Here is a 14,153-nt window from a genome sequence, read left to right on the forward strand (position 1 = left end):
CGCCGCCTCTTGGAATGCGTCACTGTCTTAGTCATTATATATCAAGAATCGCCGGTTGACAACTGAAAATTTATAAATTTCCGCCACGCCGGCAAAAAACAAAAGCCCCCGGACGGCCTATGGCCGTCCGGGGGCTTTTTCCCGCTCATTCGACGGGGAGATAGCCGAGAACTTTGCCTGTCCCGCTGTCACAGACCACCCGCACGCAGTCATGGCCCGCGGGGTCGCCCAGGGTCACCACCCATTCGGACCCGTCCGGCCCGCCTGAGGTCCTGTCCTCCCAGATCACGTCCGCCAGCTCCGCCTCGTCGATGGCGTCCACTGCCGCCTGTTCCGTGTCCACCGCGTTCTTCCGCTCCAGGTCAGAAGCCGCCAGCCAAGTCCGGCTGTTGTCCACCGCCGCCTGCTCCAGGCCGTCCGCGCCGGAGCCCGCCGTCTGGCTGTACTGGACGGGCAGGTCGCCTCCCGCCGCTCCGACGCCGTTCTTCTCCAGGCCCGGCGCCTCGGCCGGCTCGGGAGCGGGGGCGGCGCTGACCGCCGCGCTCTCCGTCCCGGCCCGATCCATGGCGCCCTCCATGATGGTAAAGGGCTGCCGCTCGGCCTGTCTCTCGTCCTCGGACACATCGGCGTAGGCCGACGGACTGGCCCCCGCCGCAGCCTGAGGGGCCGCTGCGGTGGAATTACCGGACCCGCCGCCGGCAAAATAGCCCAGGCGCGCGGCCATACCGCCCCCCACCGCCACCACGGCAAAGACGGCGGCCAGCGCCGCCCAGGAGCGCCAGGTCCGGTTTTCTCTTTTTTTCGGCGGGAAGGGGACGACCTGCTCCGCCGCGATGCGGTCCATGACCGCCTGATGAAAGCCCGCGGGGACCTCCGCCTCTCCGGGCATCTCCCTCTGGAGCTGCCGGAGCTCCTTCGCCAGCGCCCGGCACTCCGCGCAGGCCGCCAGATGCGCGTCCAGCCTGCGCTGTTCCTCCGGCGTCAACGCGCCGTCCAGGGCGGCGCTGATCCACTCCAGCGCCTGATCGCAGTCACACATTGCAGGTCACCTCCTCTCGCGGCCTTTTCCGCTCGTTTGCTTCCGGGGGCCCGCTACGGCCCCTTCCCTCTTACAGACGCAATTCCCTCCAAAAGGTTCCCCTCGGATTCCAACGCTTTTCGCAGGGCCAGCCGGGCCCGGGCGATGCGGGACTTGACCGTCCCGGGCTCCAGCTCCAGCACCTGGCCGATCTCGGCATAGCTCAGGCCGCTGACCTCACGCATGACCAGCACCTGCCGGTGCTCCTCCGAGAGCCTTTGCAGCCCGTCCCGGATGGCCCGCCGCAGCTCCTGCCGCTCCAGGTGCTGCTCGGGGGTAGAGCGCTGGTCGGGCAGCTCGGCCTGCCGCTCGCACGTCTCGTCGTCCAGGGAGACCGTCATGGACAGGCTCCGCCTTCGCTTCTCCCGGCGGAGAAAGTCGATGCAGGCGTTGGAGGCCAACCGGTAGAGCCAGGTGGCAAAGGAGCTCTCCCCCTGGAACCGATGCAGCCCCCGCCAGGCGTTAAGGAAGGCCTCCTGGGCCAGTTCGGCGGCGTCCTCCGGGCTGCCGGTCATGCGGAGGGCCAGATTATAGATACGCTTTTCGTTGTCGGTAACCAACTGGCCAAAGGCGTCCGGATCGCCTCTTTTGGCCCGTTCCACCAGCTCCTGTTCGGTTGCCATCCGCGTCACCTGCCCTTCCGCGCTCCGTTTTTTACCGCAAATCCCGCTTAATGCCCTCGGTAATTCGATGGATCTCCTCCAGGGTGGACACCTGGCAGATCTGCTCTTTCCAGTAACCCGCATAGGGCACGCCCTTGAGATACCAGGCGTAGTGCTTCCGGGCCTCCAGACAGGCGATGTGCTCTCCCTTGTGGGCGGCGGAGAGCTCAAACTGCCGCACCGCCGTGTCGCACCGCTGGGCCAGGGGGGGCAGGGGGGGGACCTCCCGCCCCTCCAGAGCCGCCTTGGCCTGCTGGAACAGCCAGGGATTGCCGAAACAGCCCCGGCCCACCATGGCCAGGTCTGCCCCGGTGTACTTCAAAATGTGGACGGCGTCCGCGGCGGAGAAAATATCGCCGTTGGCGATGACCGGGATGGTCACCGCCTCCTTGACCGCCCTGATATAGTCCCAGTCGGCCCTTCCGGCGTACATCTGGGACTTGGTCCGGCCGTGGACGGCCACGGCGGCCACCCCAGCCTGCTCCATGGCCCGGGCCAGCTCCACGCAGTTGATGGAGCCCTTATCCCAGCCCAGGCGCATCTTTACGGTGACGGGCCTGCCGCCCGCCCCCCGGACCACCGCCTCAGCCACCCGGACGGCCTTGTCCGGGGTGCGCATCAGCCCCGAGCCGTCCCCGGAATTGGCCACCTTGGGCACCGGGCAGCCCATGTTGATGTCCAGGATGTCGGCGCCGGAGACCTCCCCGGCAATGGCGGCGGCCTCCTGCATACACCCCTCGTCGCTGCCGAAGAGCTGGGCGGCGGCGGGGTGCTCCCCTTCCCCCAGCTTGAGCAGAGGCAGGGACTTCTGATCCTGATAACACAGGGCCTTGGCGGACACCATCTCGGTAACGGTATAGCCCGCCCCCAGCTCCCGGCAGATGGTACGGAAGGCTAGGTCGGTAACCCCAGCCATAGGGGCCAGGGCCAGTCTGGAATCAATGGTAACGTTGCCTATTTTCACGCTTTCCCTCACAATGTTTCAAATCTCTGCCTATGATACCACAAACCCGGATGTCCGGCAAGTGGCTCGGCCACTCTTCCAAAAAGACCCCCGCGGCCTTGCTTTATCGCAAGGCCGCGGGGCATCTCTTCCATGGCTCAAATTTTGGTGGGCCGTCAAGTGGGGGCCTGGTTGCGGCTGCACAGACACGACAGGCATTGGAAAAGGACCTCCAGATCCCCGGTCGGAATGCCCCGGAGCGCCTCATCCGCTGCCTCGCGCACTGCGGCGGCGGCTTCCGAGCCCAGGCAGCTTCCCCGGATGGTCAAATCGACCCGTCTTTGCCTGCGGTCCTTCCGAAGTGGCCGGCGGGAGACGACCCCCTTCTCCTGGAGCTGCCTCAGATAGTTGGAGACCACCGAGCTGGTGTAGCCCAGCGCCTCCGAGAGGTTTGCGGGCGTGATTTTTTCTCGTCCCCGCAGGACCCGCAGGATGTTGTACTCGCCCGGGGTAATGCCACAGGCGGCAAGGCGCCCGGCGGCGCGCCGGGTCATGGAGCGCTGCGCCAGTTGAAGCATGTCGTATATGCTGCTCGGCGGCGGCTGGATGCCCCCGCCTTCTGCTGCGGCCCGGCGGCCGCTTTCACAAAGCGCCTGCGTCTGCATCACGCTTTCCTCCTCCCCCCTCCCCCGCTGAAAAACCAGCGCCCCCGCCGCAGACCGTTCCGCAGCAGGGGCGCTTGGCCGGGGACCGTCTCTGCCTACATGCGATAGCGCAAGATCTCACAGACCTCTTTCCTTCTGGGCGGCACGGGTGATCCGTCGGGATAGCCGCAGGCCACCAGGGCGATGATCTCCTCGTCCTCCGGAAGCTCCACCTGGCGGGATACCCCGTCCTCGTCAAAGGACGCCAGAATACAGGTGCCCAGCCCCATGGCATGGGCGGCCAGGCAGATGTTCTGGCAGGCGACGCCGGTATCAAACATCTCCCAGGAGGAGCCCTTTGCCGTGGACGTGGTCCCATTCCTCTCATAGCCGGATCGCTTTTTGACAATGGACAGCACCAGCAGCAGAGGTGCATTGCCCACAATGCGGACGTTTTCCGGCGCCACCAGCGTCTCGGCGATGCGTTTGAGTTCGGCCTCGTTCTCCACGGCGGTATAGCGTACCGCCTTGCAGTTGTTCCACGACGGCGCCCAGCGGGCACAGTCGATGAGCTGCTCAATCTCGCTGCGACCCACCTTTTCAGGCTTGAATCGTCGAATACTGCGGCGGCGTCTGATGCACTCTAATACATCCATAAGGGGTCCTCTCCTGTTCTCAAGAAAAGCTTACTTCATGACCTCGCGTGCGATGACCATCTTCTGGACCTCGGAGGTGCCCTCGTAGATGGGGACGATGCGTGCGTCGCGGTACATGCGCTCGATGGGGTAGTCCCGCATGTAGCCGTAGCCGCCGTGGATCTGAAGGGCCTTGTTGGTGACCCAGACGGCGTTCTCAGAGGCGTAGTATTTGCACATGGCGGCCAGCTTGGACAGCGGCTGGCCGTTGTCGGCGGCGACGGCGGCCTCCAGGATGAGGGCCTTGGCGGCCTCGGTGCGGGTGGCCATGTCGGCCAGATACCACTGCAGGCCCTGGTTCTTTCCGATGGGCTTGCCGAACTGGACCCGCTCGCCCATGTACTTGACGGAGGCGGCGATGGCGGCCTCGCAGATGCCCAGCGCCTGGGCGGCCATGCCGATCCGGCCGCCGTCCAGCGCCATCATGGCGATCTTGAAGCCTTCGCCCTCCTTGCCCACCAGGTTGCTGCGGGGGACCCGGCAGTCCTCAAAGATCAGCTCGGAGATATCCGCGCCCCGGATGCCCATCTTCTCTTCCCGCTTGCCCACGGTGAAGCCGGGGGTGCCCCGGTCCACCACGATGGCGGACATGCCCTTGACGCCCTTCTCCGGCTCGGTGAGGGCGATGACCACCACATAGTCGCCCTCGGTGGGGCCCATGTTGGAGATGAAGCACTTGCTGCCGTTGATGACGTAGTCGTCCCCGTCCACCACGGCCTTGGTCTTGGCCGCGGCGGCGTCGGAGCCGGCGCCCGCCTCGGTGAGGGCGAAGGCGCCGATCTTACCCTCCACGGCGGCGGTGAGGTACTTCTGCTTCTGCGCCTCGGTGCCGTGCTTGAGGAAGATGTCGTTGACCAGGGTATGCACGGCGATGACCTCCGCGGTGCTGGCGCACTGCCGGGCCAGCTCGGAGACCACCAGCACCTTGCACACGGTGTCCAGACCGGGCCCGCCGTACTCCTCGGGGACGTTCAGGGCGGTGAAGCCGATCTCGGCCATCTTCTCGATGATCTCCTTGGGGATGCGCTCCTCCCGGTCGATCTCGGCGGCGATGGGGGCCAGCTCGGACTCCGCAAAGTCCCGGGCCAGTTGCTGGATCATCTGTTGATCTTCGGTAAATTGCATCGTGATTCCTCCTGTTTCTCCGTCCGCCTTTGGGGCGGCCGCCGCTTCCCATACCGGCTCAACGGTTAGATGACGCCCTCTGCCCTCAGCGCCGTCTCCTGCTCCGGCGTGAGGCCAAAGACCTCCCGGTTGTGCTGCCCCAGCGTGGGAGCGGGCGTGTAGACGCCTCCGGGGGTCTTGGACAGCTTGGCTACCACGCCCTGGACGGGCATATCGCCCAGCAGGGGGTGGGGCGTTGGGGTGTGGACCAGCATCTCGCGGGCCTTAATGTGGGGATGCTCGATGGCCTCCTTCATGTTGAGGACCGGGCCACAGGGAATGGCCACCTCGTCCATCATGGCCTCCAGCTCTTTTTTGGTGTACTGTCTGACCCAGCCCCGGATCAGGTCCTGAAGGTCGGGGATGTAATTTTTGCAGCGGAGATCGTTGGTCTTGTAGCGGGGGTCCTCCAACAGCTCGGTGTGGCCGATGAGTTTGCAGAATTTCTCCCACAGGCGGTCGTTGCCCACGCCCAAAGCCACAAAGCCATCCCTGCAGGGATAGATGTCGAAGGGGCAGATGGAGGGGTCTACGTTGCCGTTGCGCTCGGGGACGACGCCGTGCATGACATAGTGGGGGATGGCGTTCTCCAGCAGGGAGAAGATGGTGTCCACCATGGACACATCCACCATCTGGCCGACGCCGGTCTTCTCCCGCTCATACAGCGCCACCATGGCGCCCACGAACTGGTAGATACCGGACACGTGGTCCGCTACAGAGGGCCCTACCTTTACCGGATCGGTCTCCTTGAAGCCGGTGAGGTTTACCATGCCGCCCATGGACTGGGCCACGATGTCGTAGCAGGGGCGGTGGCCGATGGGGCTGGTCTGGCCAAAGCCGGAGCCCGAGACGTAGATGATCCTGGGATTGATCTTCTGGATGGTCTCGTAGTCCACCTTCAGCTTTTGGGTCACGCCGCCCTTGAAGTTCTCGCACAGGAAGTCGGCGTCCTTCACCAGTTCGTAGAGCATGTTCAGACCTTTTTCGGTCTTGAGGTTCAGAGTGACGCCCTTCTTGTTGCGGTTGTAGTTGGCAAAAAAGCCGCTCTCGCCGGTCTTCTCGTCTATGGGGCCCCAAGTGCGGCACTGCTCTCCGTCCGGGGTCTCGATCTTGATGACCTCTGCGCCGTAGTCTCCAAAAAACATGGTGCAGAAGGGTCCGCTCAGGGCGGTGGTCAGGTCGATCACCTTAAGGCCGTTCAGGGGCTTGTGATTGTTCGGCACGTTTCTTATCCTCCCGATCAATAGGTCTCATAGACGAACTGAGTCACCGTACACAGGGGGGGATCGGCGAGCACGTCGATGGAGCTGGGGAAGGGGGGATCCTTGGGCACCTCTATGATCTTGTAAGCGCGGACCTCGATCAAAGACTTGTTGCCCTCGGTCTTTTTGATGCGGGCAATGTACTCCATGTAGTCGCCGGCGAACAGGGGCACATATAAGCGCACCTTCTTGACCTTCACACAGTGGCCGGTATTGCCGAAGGTCTTGGCCATCAGCCGGTTGGCGCAGTCGTTCATCAGGGTGATGCTCCGCGCGCCGTTGACCACCCCTCCGCCGTAAAATACGTCCCGATCCGACATTCTATATCTCATCGTCACTGTTTCCATTCTATTGTTCTCCTTGTATTATAAAGTAGTAGTTATTAGAGCCCCTCTCCAAGGGCTATGTGCTACACTGTAAGGGATGCTGTGGATTGGTGTTGTCCTCCTACCAGAAGATGGTTTAAGAAAGGTTCCAACCACAGCCCTTTGCAGTTTTGTTAATCAGTTAAATACCGCCAGACGGTTTATGTGGAACAAGGCTACAAGAGCAAAGTGTTCTGTGGAGCAGCATCACAATCTTACCGTTGGAGGTTTTATCATGGTAGTTTCTGTTGGCATTGATGTCTCAAAGGACAAGCACGACTGCTTCATTCTCAACTCGGAAGGTGAAGTCCTGGCAGATGTGTTCACCATTCCCAACAACATGGATGGTTTTACCTGCCTGCTTCAGAAAATCCGGGACTGCACCACATCCCAGGACAAAATAAGAGTAGGGCTTGAGGCGACCGGACATTACAGCTACAACATCCTTGGGTTTCTTCTTGACAACGGTCTGGCCACCTATGTCTTGAACCCTTTGCGCACCAATCTCTACAGGAAAAGTCTCAGCTTAAGAAAGACAAAGACTGACCGTGTGGATGCACGAACGATTGCAGCTATGCTTCTGTCCGATGTAGGCCTCAAGCCCTACACAGACACAGCATACCACAATGAGGAGCTAAAGTCACTCACAAGATACCGTTTCGACAAGGTGAAAGAACGAGCCAAACTGAAATGCTCTGTTTCCAGGCTGGTCTGCATCCTGTTCCCAGAGTTGGAAAATCTGGTACCGTCCCTCCATGGGGCTTCTGTCTATGCCTTGCTGGAAGAGTTCCCTGGCGCCGTTCAGATCGCCGGGGCGCACCTGACACGACTGAAATCCCTTTTGACTGACGCCTCCAGAGGCCGTTACGGGCGGGACATGGCCCTGGACATCCGGGATGCTGCCAGGAATTCCATAGGCTCCAGAATGCCTGCCAAGTCCCTCGAATTGCAGCATACCATCCGGCTTATCCGGGAACTGGACGCTGAAATTGAGGAAATCGAAACAGAAATCCAAGCTATGATGGATGAACTGCACTCTCCGATCACGACCATTCCGGGCATTGGCTGTCGCATGGGGGCTATGATCCTTGCCGAGGTTGGGGACTTCTCCCGCTTTGAATCTCCCGACAAGCTGCTTGCCTATGCAGGGCTTTCACCATCGACCTACCAATCCGGACAGCTCAAGAACTGCTATCCGCACATGGAAAAACGCGGCTCCAGATACCTTCGCTACGCCATTTACAACGCCACCAAGTATGTCTGCTTATGGGACCCGGCCTTTGCGTCTTACCTTGCCAAGAAACGAGCGGAAGGCAAGCATTACAATGTTGCAATCTCCCACGCGGCCAAGAAACTGGTACGGCTCATCTTCGCTCTGGAGAAGTCCAGACAACCGTACCGTCTGGTAGCCTAACTTACTCTTGCTGGCATCCGGGGTCCTAACGGACCTCTACTTTGATATACTTTTTTTGAACCATCTGTTTTTGTACCACCGCCATTCATTTTGGGGGTTGACTTCTAATAGTTAATCTTTCTGATATAACGTTACGTCTACATCTCGCAGTCGTCTTCGGGGAAGTCCTCCAGAGGACGCCAGGGATTCTCCACCAGGCCGTCGGGCTGCTCGCCGCGCTGCAGGTGCTTCTTCACCACCAGGCGGACGTTGCCCTCGGTGCAGAGCACCGGCTTGTCAAACCAGACCATATCGCCGGGCTTGCAGTCGGTCCGGCCGGCGCGGGCGGCGGGGGTGGCCAGCTTATACACCTCGATACGGCAGTCGCGTGAAGTGCCTCCCACATGGGTCATGGTGGCCTTATATTCCATCATGTCCCCCACAAATACATCCTCGTAGATTTCTACGTCGTGATAGCCCAGGCACAGAGACTCGTCGCCGTCGTTGAGGATCATCTGCTCGGTCTCCACGTCGCCGATGAAGTCGAACTGACGGCCAAATGGCACCAGTCCGTCCGGATTATTGGCGTCCGCCGTGGTCATGTTGTAGCTCAGATAAGATATCTTTCTTGCCATGATGCTTGTTCCTCCTTAAAAATGGTCAATTTATGCGTCCGCTGCGCTTTTCAGAGGGGGATCCGTCTGTTTTTCCCGGTAGGCAAACCAACCAATGATGAAAGCCAGGATGGTAAAGGGCACCCAAGCCAGGGACACGTCGGCAAAGGGGAGCTTCAGATAGAGATCGCAAATCCCGCCGGGATTGGCGTCAAGTTTTACAAAGTATTTCCATATCATATCCAGAGCGCCGAATATCACTGAGGCATACATCGCCCAGCGTGCGGCCAGCGTCTGCCGGGGGGACATGGCGTTGGGGCACAGCGCGTAGTAGAGCACCAGCACGATAGCGGGGGGATAGATACCGTCCAGGATGGGGCCCAGCAGAGAGAGAATGTTGGTCAGGCCCAGGCTGCCGAAGATGATGCTCAGGACTACCATAATCAGTGACCACTGCTTGTAATTGAGTCTTTCATGACTCACTTCCACGAAAAACTCAGCGCAGCCGGAGGTCATGCCGATGGCGGTGGTCAGGGCGGCCAGGAAGAGCGCCATGGAGAAGAGGATCCCGCCCACCTTGCCATACAAGATGGCAGCCACGGCGGTGTAAAGGGCCGTGTAGCTCAGATCCAGCGTACCGCCGGTGTTGGCCCCGATGATCATATGGGCCAGGTGGGTGCAGCTTAGCATGGCCAGACCCACAATGCCCACGCGGACCATGTTCTTGCTCATGCGATCATGGGCGACGCCCTTGTTCTCCAGGGTTTTGAGGATCACCACGCCGAAGATGAGGGCGCACAGGATCTCCGCGGTGGCGTAGCCGTTGGTGAAGCCGTAAGCGAAGGCGTTGCCCTCATAGGACTTCGCCACCGGCGCGGCAATGGGATTGAGCAGTCCCTTTCCGACCACGGCCACCACAATGATCAGCAAAATGGGGAACAGGATGGCGGAGATGCGGTCCATGGCCTTTCCGGGGTTGGCCAGGAAGAAGTAGGTCACAATATAGAATAGAATGGTGAAGATGATGAGGGGCAGCTTGGAAGTGGGGTTGAGCCCAAATGCCTGGACGATGGAATCCCAGGAAGCCGCGCTCATACGGGGGATGGCGTAGAGGGGCCCCAGCACCACGATGGTCAGGCAGGTAAAGAACGCTCCAAAGCGGTTCCCAACGAGCCGGCCGGTCATTTGACTGTAGGATTGGTTGGATTTTGCCAGCGCGACATAGGCGACCAGCACCAGCAGGATGGCAGTGATGAAGGCTCCGATGAAGGCCAGCGGCCAGGAGCTTCCGCTCTCTTTGCCCCAGTTCATGGGCCACACCATACTGGATGCGCCAAAATGCATGGAAAACAGGGCTCCGCCGGTCATAAACAGGGCTACGGGGTTCAGGTCTCCGTGTTTGTTCAGACTGCTCAAATAACATTCCTCCCTTGTTTGCCTTTTTGTGGATGTCCGCGAACAATTCGTATGCTAGCCGTTACAGCAGATGGAAAGTCAACTCTTTTTTACGTAAAAATAAATGGTGAGTTTCCAAACTATTTCCAGAAGTCTCCTGTTGCAGTAGGGTTCTTTTGTGGATTTTTATCTTAGGAATATTAATTTATTGGAAAATTTGTTATTGAAACACACAGAAAATATGGATATTATATATTATAAATTATGTAAAGAGGCATGGCACTTCCCCGCAATACTTCGACCGACCGTAAGGAGGGATTTCTGTGGTTCCCGAAGACGACTGCTACTCTATCGGAAAGGTTGCCGGACTGTGCAACACCCCTGTAAAAACGCTGCGGTATTACGATGAAATCGGTCTGCTCAAGCCCACGTACCGCCGTGAGGAGAGCAATTACCGCTATTACAGCAAGGAACAAATGAACACGCTGCTGGTGATTCGCCGTCTGCGTGCCCTCGGTTTTAATCTCAAGGAGGTTCAAAGCCTGATCGAGGACACCAGTCTGGACTTTATCGAGAGCATGATGACTGCTAAGCAGGCAGAGCTCAACGAGGAAATCCGCATGCTTCAGGCCAAGCAGCAGACCATCTCCTCTCTGTTGGGCCGGGTCCGGCTGGGCCGCGAGATCATGGCGCAGCATCGCTCGGAGGTAGGGCCGGACCTGTCCCGGCACTCCACCCCCATTCAAGTCGAGTACATACCCGAAGGACAATTGCTTTACTCCCGCCAGCTTATGAAGCAGTACCGCAATGCGGACGTCTCCTTCTCCCGTTGGATTGACATTCTGGAGCAATGCACCGCCCTGGGCATCCCGCTGGAGAGCCCTATCATTGTCACCTTTTATGGGGAGCTGCTGGGGCAGTTCCTAATGAAGGACTGTGATGTGGAATTCGGTGTGCTCATTGGGCAGAACGCCGTATTGCCCGAGATTGAGAATGTGCGCAGTTGGGGCGGCACCTATGCAGCCACCGTCTATCACGTCGGGAAATACAGCGATATCGTCCGGAGCTACATCACCCTTCTGCAGTGGATTAACCAGCACGGCTGCGAGGTGCTGGGCCCCCCCGCGGAACGGTTCATCATCTCTCCCCTGGAGGTAAAGGACGAGGGACAGCATATCGTTCAGATCCTCATCCCCATCCGGCGCCCTGCCGCATGACCCGGGTTCTCCGCCATGCTCTCCGTTTGTCCGACAGATTGCCCCGGGAAGGCTGTAACGTCTTTTCAGGGCAATCTTCTTTTTTTACCCCTCTAGCCTGTCGAATCCGGAACCCTTCCATTTGCTGGAGTGTTTTTTGAAAATTGCACGGCGGGACGGTTGCAATCCATCGACATCCCATTGACCCTCTTGCAACTGGACCCGTTATAATAGCAGTGGATTCTTCAGGTCAGGAGGTACAATTGTGAATCAAACAAAGAAAGCCATGCTCACGATGCTGCTCACTGCCTTCTTGTGGAGTCTGGCGGGCGTCTTTATCAAACTGATTGAAATGGATGCGCTAGCCATCGTCTGCATGCGAAGCTTTGCAGCCTCACTGACTATGCTGTTTTTCATACGCCGCCAAAAACTTCCGTGGTCCTGGCCTATGTTGGGCGGCGCACTTTCCTATATGGCCTTTACTTACTGCATCATCCTTTCCACCAAACTCACCACCTCGGCCACCGCCGTGATGATGCAGTACACCGCCCCGATCTATGTGGCCTTTTTCTCCTGGATGATCCTCAACGAGCGGGTCCGCCGCTCGGACTGGGTGTGTCTAGCCGTGGTGCTGGGCGGCATGTGCCTTTTCTTTCTGGATAAAATGGGCGGCGGCAGTATTCTTGGAAACGTCATTGCGCTGGGCAATGGCATCTCCTTCGCCCTTCTCTCCATCTTTCTACGCTTCCAAAAAGGCGGACACCCTGAGCAATCCATCTTCCTGGGCGGCTTTCTCGCCTTTCTTATCGGCATTCCCTTCACTGTCCGGTCCTTTCAGTCTCAACTTCCCTCCCCCCGTGACATCGCTGTTCTTGTAATCGCCGGTATCGTAGTCACGATGGGTTACCGACTTTTCACCGAAGCCTCCAAGAGTCTGACCGCCCTGCAAACCGTGATGCTGCCTATTATCGACCCTATTCTCAATCCCGTTTGGGTGTTCCTGGCCGTGGGCGAACGACCCGGCGCTGTCTCTCTTTGCGGCGGCGGCATTGTGCTGGCTGCCATCACCATCCGTTCCCTCCTGCTCATTCGCTCCCCGCAGCCCTAAGACGCAGAAGCGGCCCGCTGCATGGCGGCAGGCCCTTGACCCCCAACATTCGTTCCATCCGCAAAAGCAAGAGAAGCCGTCGTCCTGCCAACGCCGGCTTCTCTTGGTTTAGATGGCGTTCTCCTCCATCGGCCTTTGGGGTGGCCGTTTCTTCCCCTGCTTCTCTTCTCTGCGCTCCGTCTCCTGGACCGGAATAATAATTTTGGTGATATGTTCTTCTTCCTTGTTGACATCCACCGGGGAGACGATGTATTCCTCCGAGATGGGGCCGGCCACCTCATAGCCATGCTCGGAAAGCCATTTGATCGTCTTGACATGGCTCTGGATGATCTCTTCGTTTCGGCCGATATGCAGGGCGGTCACCGCCCGGAAGCCGCCGAACTGCTTGAAAATGGGCAAGTCCTGGTGTTCGTTTACCTCGATGCTGATCTCCAGGTCGCAGTCCACCTTAAAAAACTGCTCCAGCGGTTTGTTGTGATAGGTCAGGATCACCGGCCCTTTTACCCGCAGATTGTGCTTGGATACCATCTTGAACAGTTCAAACCATCGGTCTACCGACACGTCGCTGTTTTTATAGTTCTTCTTGATCCGCCGGGTAAACAGCACCTCGCAGGCTGGGATGTCCTCCACCTGTATCTCCTCCGTGCTCCAGCTCTCCCGCCCCGCCGACAGTACGGTCTGCCCCCTGGCCAGACGGTTGAGCAGGGTCTGTCCCTCCTCGTACTGACCGTTCAGCGTCTCGATGGTCTGGCCGATCTCCTCCAGCCGCGCCTGGATGCTTCGGGTCATTGCCGCCGTATCCTGTCCGCAGACAATCTCCCGGACCTCCTTCAGCGGAATGCCCAGCAGCTTTAATTTCCGGATGATGAACAGCGTCAGCAGCTGCTCCTGGGAGTAGTAGCGGTAATGATTGTCGTCCTTCCGGTGACTCGGGACCAAAAGGCCGATCTTATCATAATACCGCAGGGTCCTGACAGGGACGTTGCACAACGTGGACACCTTGCCGATGGAGTATTGATTTTTTTCCTCTGCCATACCGTCTCGTCCTTTCGACGTTTAATTTCCTTGTTTTTCCAGTATAGCACAATCGTTCCATGCGCACAACGGCTTTTTTATGCCGGACGCTGTCCGTATAAAAAGAAAGAGCGGACCGCGGTCCGCTCTTTCTTTTTATGAAACTTACTCGCCGCGATGCTTTCGGTTGCTGTAAGAGGACTCGGTGGGTCCGCGCTGGTCCTTTTTGGCGATGAACAGGCTGCCGGTGGCGGTGCCGCACAGAATGGGAGGCTCGCAGGCGGTGGCGGCCGTATGCGCGATGCCGGTCATGTCGGCGCCGGTGCGGTCCAGCATGGTGGCAACCTTCCAGGCCTCAAACTTGCACTTGTAGGACTGGTTGCCGACCTCGATGATCTCGCCGGTATACTCCATGAAGTCGCCCTCGTAGACGGGGGCCGTGAACTTGATGTCCTCATAGCCCAGGAACAGGGAGATGTCGCCGTCCACATAGACCATCAGCTCGGTGCCGACGTCGCCCCACTGATTCACGATACGGGCGCCGTTCACCAGCCCGCCCACATAGTGACAGTCCTTGGAGCTCATCATCAGATGATGTACGACTTTCTTACCAACCATTG

Annotated in this window: 15 protein-coding genes; 3 read left to right on the plus strand and 12 right to left on the minus strand. The window is 59.1% G+C overall.

Annotated elements, in window-relative coordinates; translation table 11 throughout:
* Positions 1 to 145 precede the first annotated feature (145 nt).
* From BN2154_RS16185 to BN2154_RS12775, 8 genes are all read right to left on the minus strand, one after another.
* Positions 146 to 1,039, minus strand: coding sequence for an anti-sigma factor family protein (locus BN2154_RS16185; protein WP_050619138.1), 894 nt, complete (start codon positions 1,037 to 1,039; stop codon positions 146 to 148).
* 53 nt (positions 1,040 to 1,092) lie between these two features.
* The gene (locus BN2154_RS12745) at positions 1,093 to 1,701 is read right to left on the minus strand and encodes an RNA polymerase sigma factor (protein WP_050619139.1); all 609 of its coding nucleotides are present in this window, start codon (positions 1,699 to 1,701) and stop codon (positions 1,093 to 1,095) included.
* A gap of 31 nt (positions 1,702 to 1,732) precedes the next feature.
* Positions 1,733 to 2,704 (minus strand): tRNA dihydrouridine synthase DusB, encoded by a 972-nt coding sequence (gene dusB / locus BN2154_RS12750; protein ID WP_094762508.1) that lies wholly within the window; start codon positions 2,702 to 2,704, stop codon positions 1,733 to 1,735.
* Positions 2,705 to 2,859: 155 nt separating this feature from the next.
* Entirely contained in the window at positions 2,860 to 3,348 is a 489-nt protein-coding gene (locus BN2154_RS12755; RefSeq protein WP_050619140.1) for a MarR family winged helix-turn-helix transcriptional regulator, read from the minus strand.
* A gap of 95 nt (positions 3,349 to 3,443) precedes the next feature.
* Positions 3,444 to 3,983 carry a nitroreductase family protein gene (locus tag BN2154_RS12760; RefSeq protein WP_050619141.1) on the minus strand — a complete coding sequence of 180 codons (540 nt, stop codon included), beginning with the start codon at positions 3,981 to 3,983 and terminating at the stop codon, positions 3,444 to 3,446.
* Positions 3,984 to 4,013: 30 nt separating this feature from the next.
* On the minus strand, positions 4,014 to 5,153 hold the full coding sequence (locus BN2154_RS12765; protein WP_094762506.1) for an acyl-CoA dehydrogenase family protein: 1,140 nt from the start codon (positions 5,151 to 5,153) through the stop codon (positions 4,014 to 4,016).
* A gap of 59 nt (positions 5,154 to 5,212) precedes the next feature.
* Entirely contained in the window at positions 5,213 to 6,409 is a 1,197-nt protein-coding gene (locus BN2154_RS12770; protein ID WP_050619142.1) for a CaiB/BaiF CoA transferase family protein, read from the minus strand.
* 17 nt (positions 6,410 to 6,426) lie between these two features.
* Positions 6,427 to 6,795, minus strand: a complete 369-nt coding sequence (locus BN2154_RS12775) for a hotdog fold domain-containing protein (RefSeq protein ID WP_050619143.1) — start codon at positions 6,793 to 6,795, stop codon at positions 6,427 to 6,429.
* Between the two features lie 253 nt (positions 6,796 to 7,048).
* Here BN2154_RS12775 and BN2154_RS12780 point away from each other — a divergent pair, with 253 nt between their 5' ends.
* A complete protein-coding gene (locus tag BN2154_RS12780; RefSeq protein ID WP_050617779.1) occupies positions 7,049 to 8,227 on the plus strand; it encodes an IS110 family RNA-guided transposase in 1,179 nt (392 codons plus the stop codon).
* Between the two features lie 137 nt (positions 8,228 to 8,364).
* Here the strand turns inward: BN2154_RS12780 and BN2154_RS12785 are convergent, their stop codons facing one another.
* Together BN2154_RS12785 and brnQ are read right to left on the minus strand one after the other, a co-directional pair.
* Positions 8,365 to 8,841, minus strand: coding sequence for a beta-alanyl-CoA:ammonia lyase (locus BN2154_RS12785; protein WP_242853759.1), 477 nt, complete (start codon positions 8,839 to 8,841; stop codon positions 8,365 to 8,367).
* 30 nt (positions 8,842 to 8,871) lie between these two features.
* The gene (brnQ, locus tag BN2154_RS12790; RefSeq protein ID WP_050619144.1) at positions 8,872 to 10,236 is read right to left on the minus strand and encodes a branched-chain amino acid transport system II carrier protein; all 1,365 of its coding nucleotides are present in this window, start codon (positions 10,234 to 10,236) and stop codon (positions 8,872 to 8,874) included.
* 302 nt (positions 10,237 to 10,538) lie between these two features.
* On the opposite strand from brnQ, the gene BN2154_RS12795 reads away from it, so the two are divergent.
* Together BN2154_RS12795 and BN2154_RS12800 are read left to right on the plus strand one after the other, a co-directional pair.
* On the plus strand, positions 10,539 to 11,432 hold the full coding sequence (locus BN2154_RS12795) for a MerR family transcriptional regulator (RefSeq protein ID WP_050619145.1): 894 nt from the start codon (positions 10,539 to 10,541) through the stop codon (positions 11,430 to 11,432).
* Between the two features lie 244 nt (positions 11,433 to 11,676).
* Positions 11,677 to 12,519 (plus strand): DMT family transporter, encoded by an 843-nt coding sequence (locus BN2154_RS12800; protein ID WP_154666700.1) that lies wholly within the window; start codon positions 11,677 to 11,679, stop codon positions 12,517 to 12,519.
* A gap of 108 nt (positions 12,520 to 12,627) precedes the next feature.
* On the opposite strand, the gene BN2154_RS12805 is transcribed toward BN2154_RS12800, so the two are convergent.
* Together BN2154_RS12805 and BN2154_RS12810 are read right to left on the minus strand one after the other, a co-directional pair.
* A complete protein-coding gene (locus BN2154_RS12805) occupies positions 12,628 to 13,554 on the minus strand; it encodes a MerR family transcriptional regulator (protein WP_050619147.1) in 927 nt (308 codons plus the stop codon).
* A gap of 144 nt (positions 13,555 to 13,698) precedes the next feature.
* Positions 13,699 to 14,151, minus strand: coding sequence for a hotdog fold domain-containing protein (locus BN2154_RS12810; RefSeq protein WP_050619148.1), 453 nt, complete (start codon positions 14,149 to 14,151; stop codon positions 13,699 to 13,701).
* Positions 14,152 to 14,153: the final 2 nt, after the last annotated feature.

Origin of the sequence: Intestinimonas massiliensis (ex Afouda et al. 2020) (genome assembly GCF_001244995.1) — a bacterium.
In the GTDB taxonomy this organism is placed as follows: Bacteria; Bacillota; Clostridia; order Oscillospirales; family Oscillospiraceae; genus Intestinimonas; species Intestinimonas massiliensis.

What these genes read in the sequence shown, in the direction of transcription:
- BN2154_RS12760 (WP_050619141.1), bottom strand. Translation starts at nt 3,983, where the DNA reads ATGGATGTATTAGAGTGCATCAGACGCCGCCGCAGTATTCGACGATTC.
- BN2154_RS16185 (WP_050619138.1), bottom strand. Translation starts at nt 1,039, where the DNA reads ATGTGTGACTGCGATCAGGCGCTGGAGTGGATCAGCGCCGCCCTGGAC.
- BN2154_RS12780 (WP_050617779.1), top strand. Translation starts at nt 7,049, where the DNA reads ATGGTAGTTTCTGTTGGCATTGATGTCTCAAAGGACAAGCACGACTGC.
- BN2154_RS12785 (WP_242853759.1), bottom strand. Translation starts at nt 8,841, where the DNA reads ATGGCAAGAAAGATATCTTATCTGAGCTACAACATGACCACGGCGGAC.
- BN2154_RS12810 (WP_050619148.1), bottom strand. Translation starts at nt 14,151, where the DNA reads ATGGTTGGTAAGAAAGTCGTACATCATCTGATGATGAGCTCCAAGGAC.
- BN2154_RS12755 (WP_050619140.1), bottom strand. Translation starts at nt 3,348, where the DNA reads ATGCAGACGCAGGCGCTTTGTGAAAGCGGCCGCCGGGCCGCAGCAGAA.
- BN2154_RS12775 (WP_050619143.1), bottom strand. Translation starts at nt 6,795, where the DNA reads ATGGAAACAGTGACGATGAGATATAGAATGTCGGATCGGGACGTATTT.
- BN2154_RS12745 (WP_050619139.1), bottom strand. Translation starts at nt 1,701, where the DNA reads ATGGCAACCGAACAGGAGCTGGTGGAACGGGCCAAAAGAGGCGATCCG.
- BN2154_RS12805 (WP_050619147.1), bottom strand. Translation starts at nt 13,554, where the DNA reads ATGGCAGAGGAAAAAAATCAATACTCCATCGGCAAGGTGTCCACGTTG.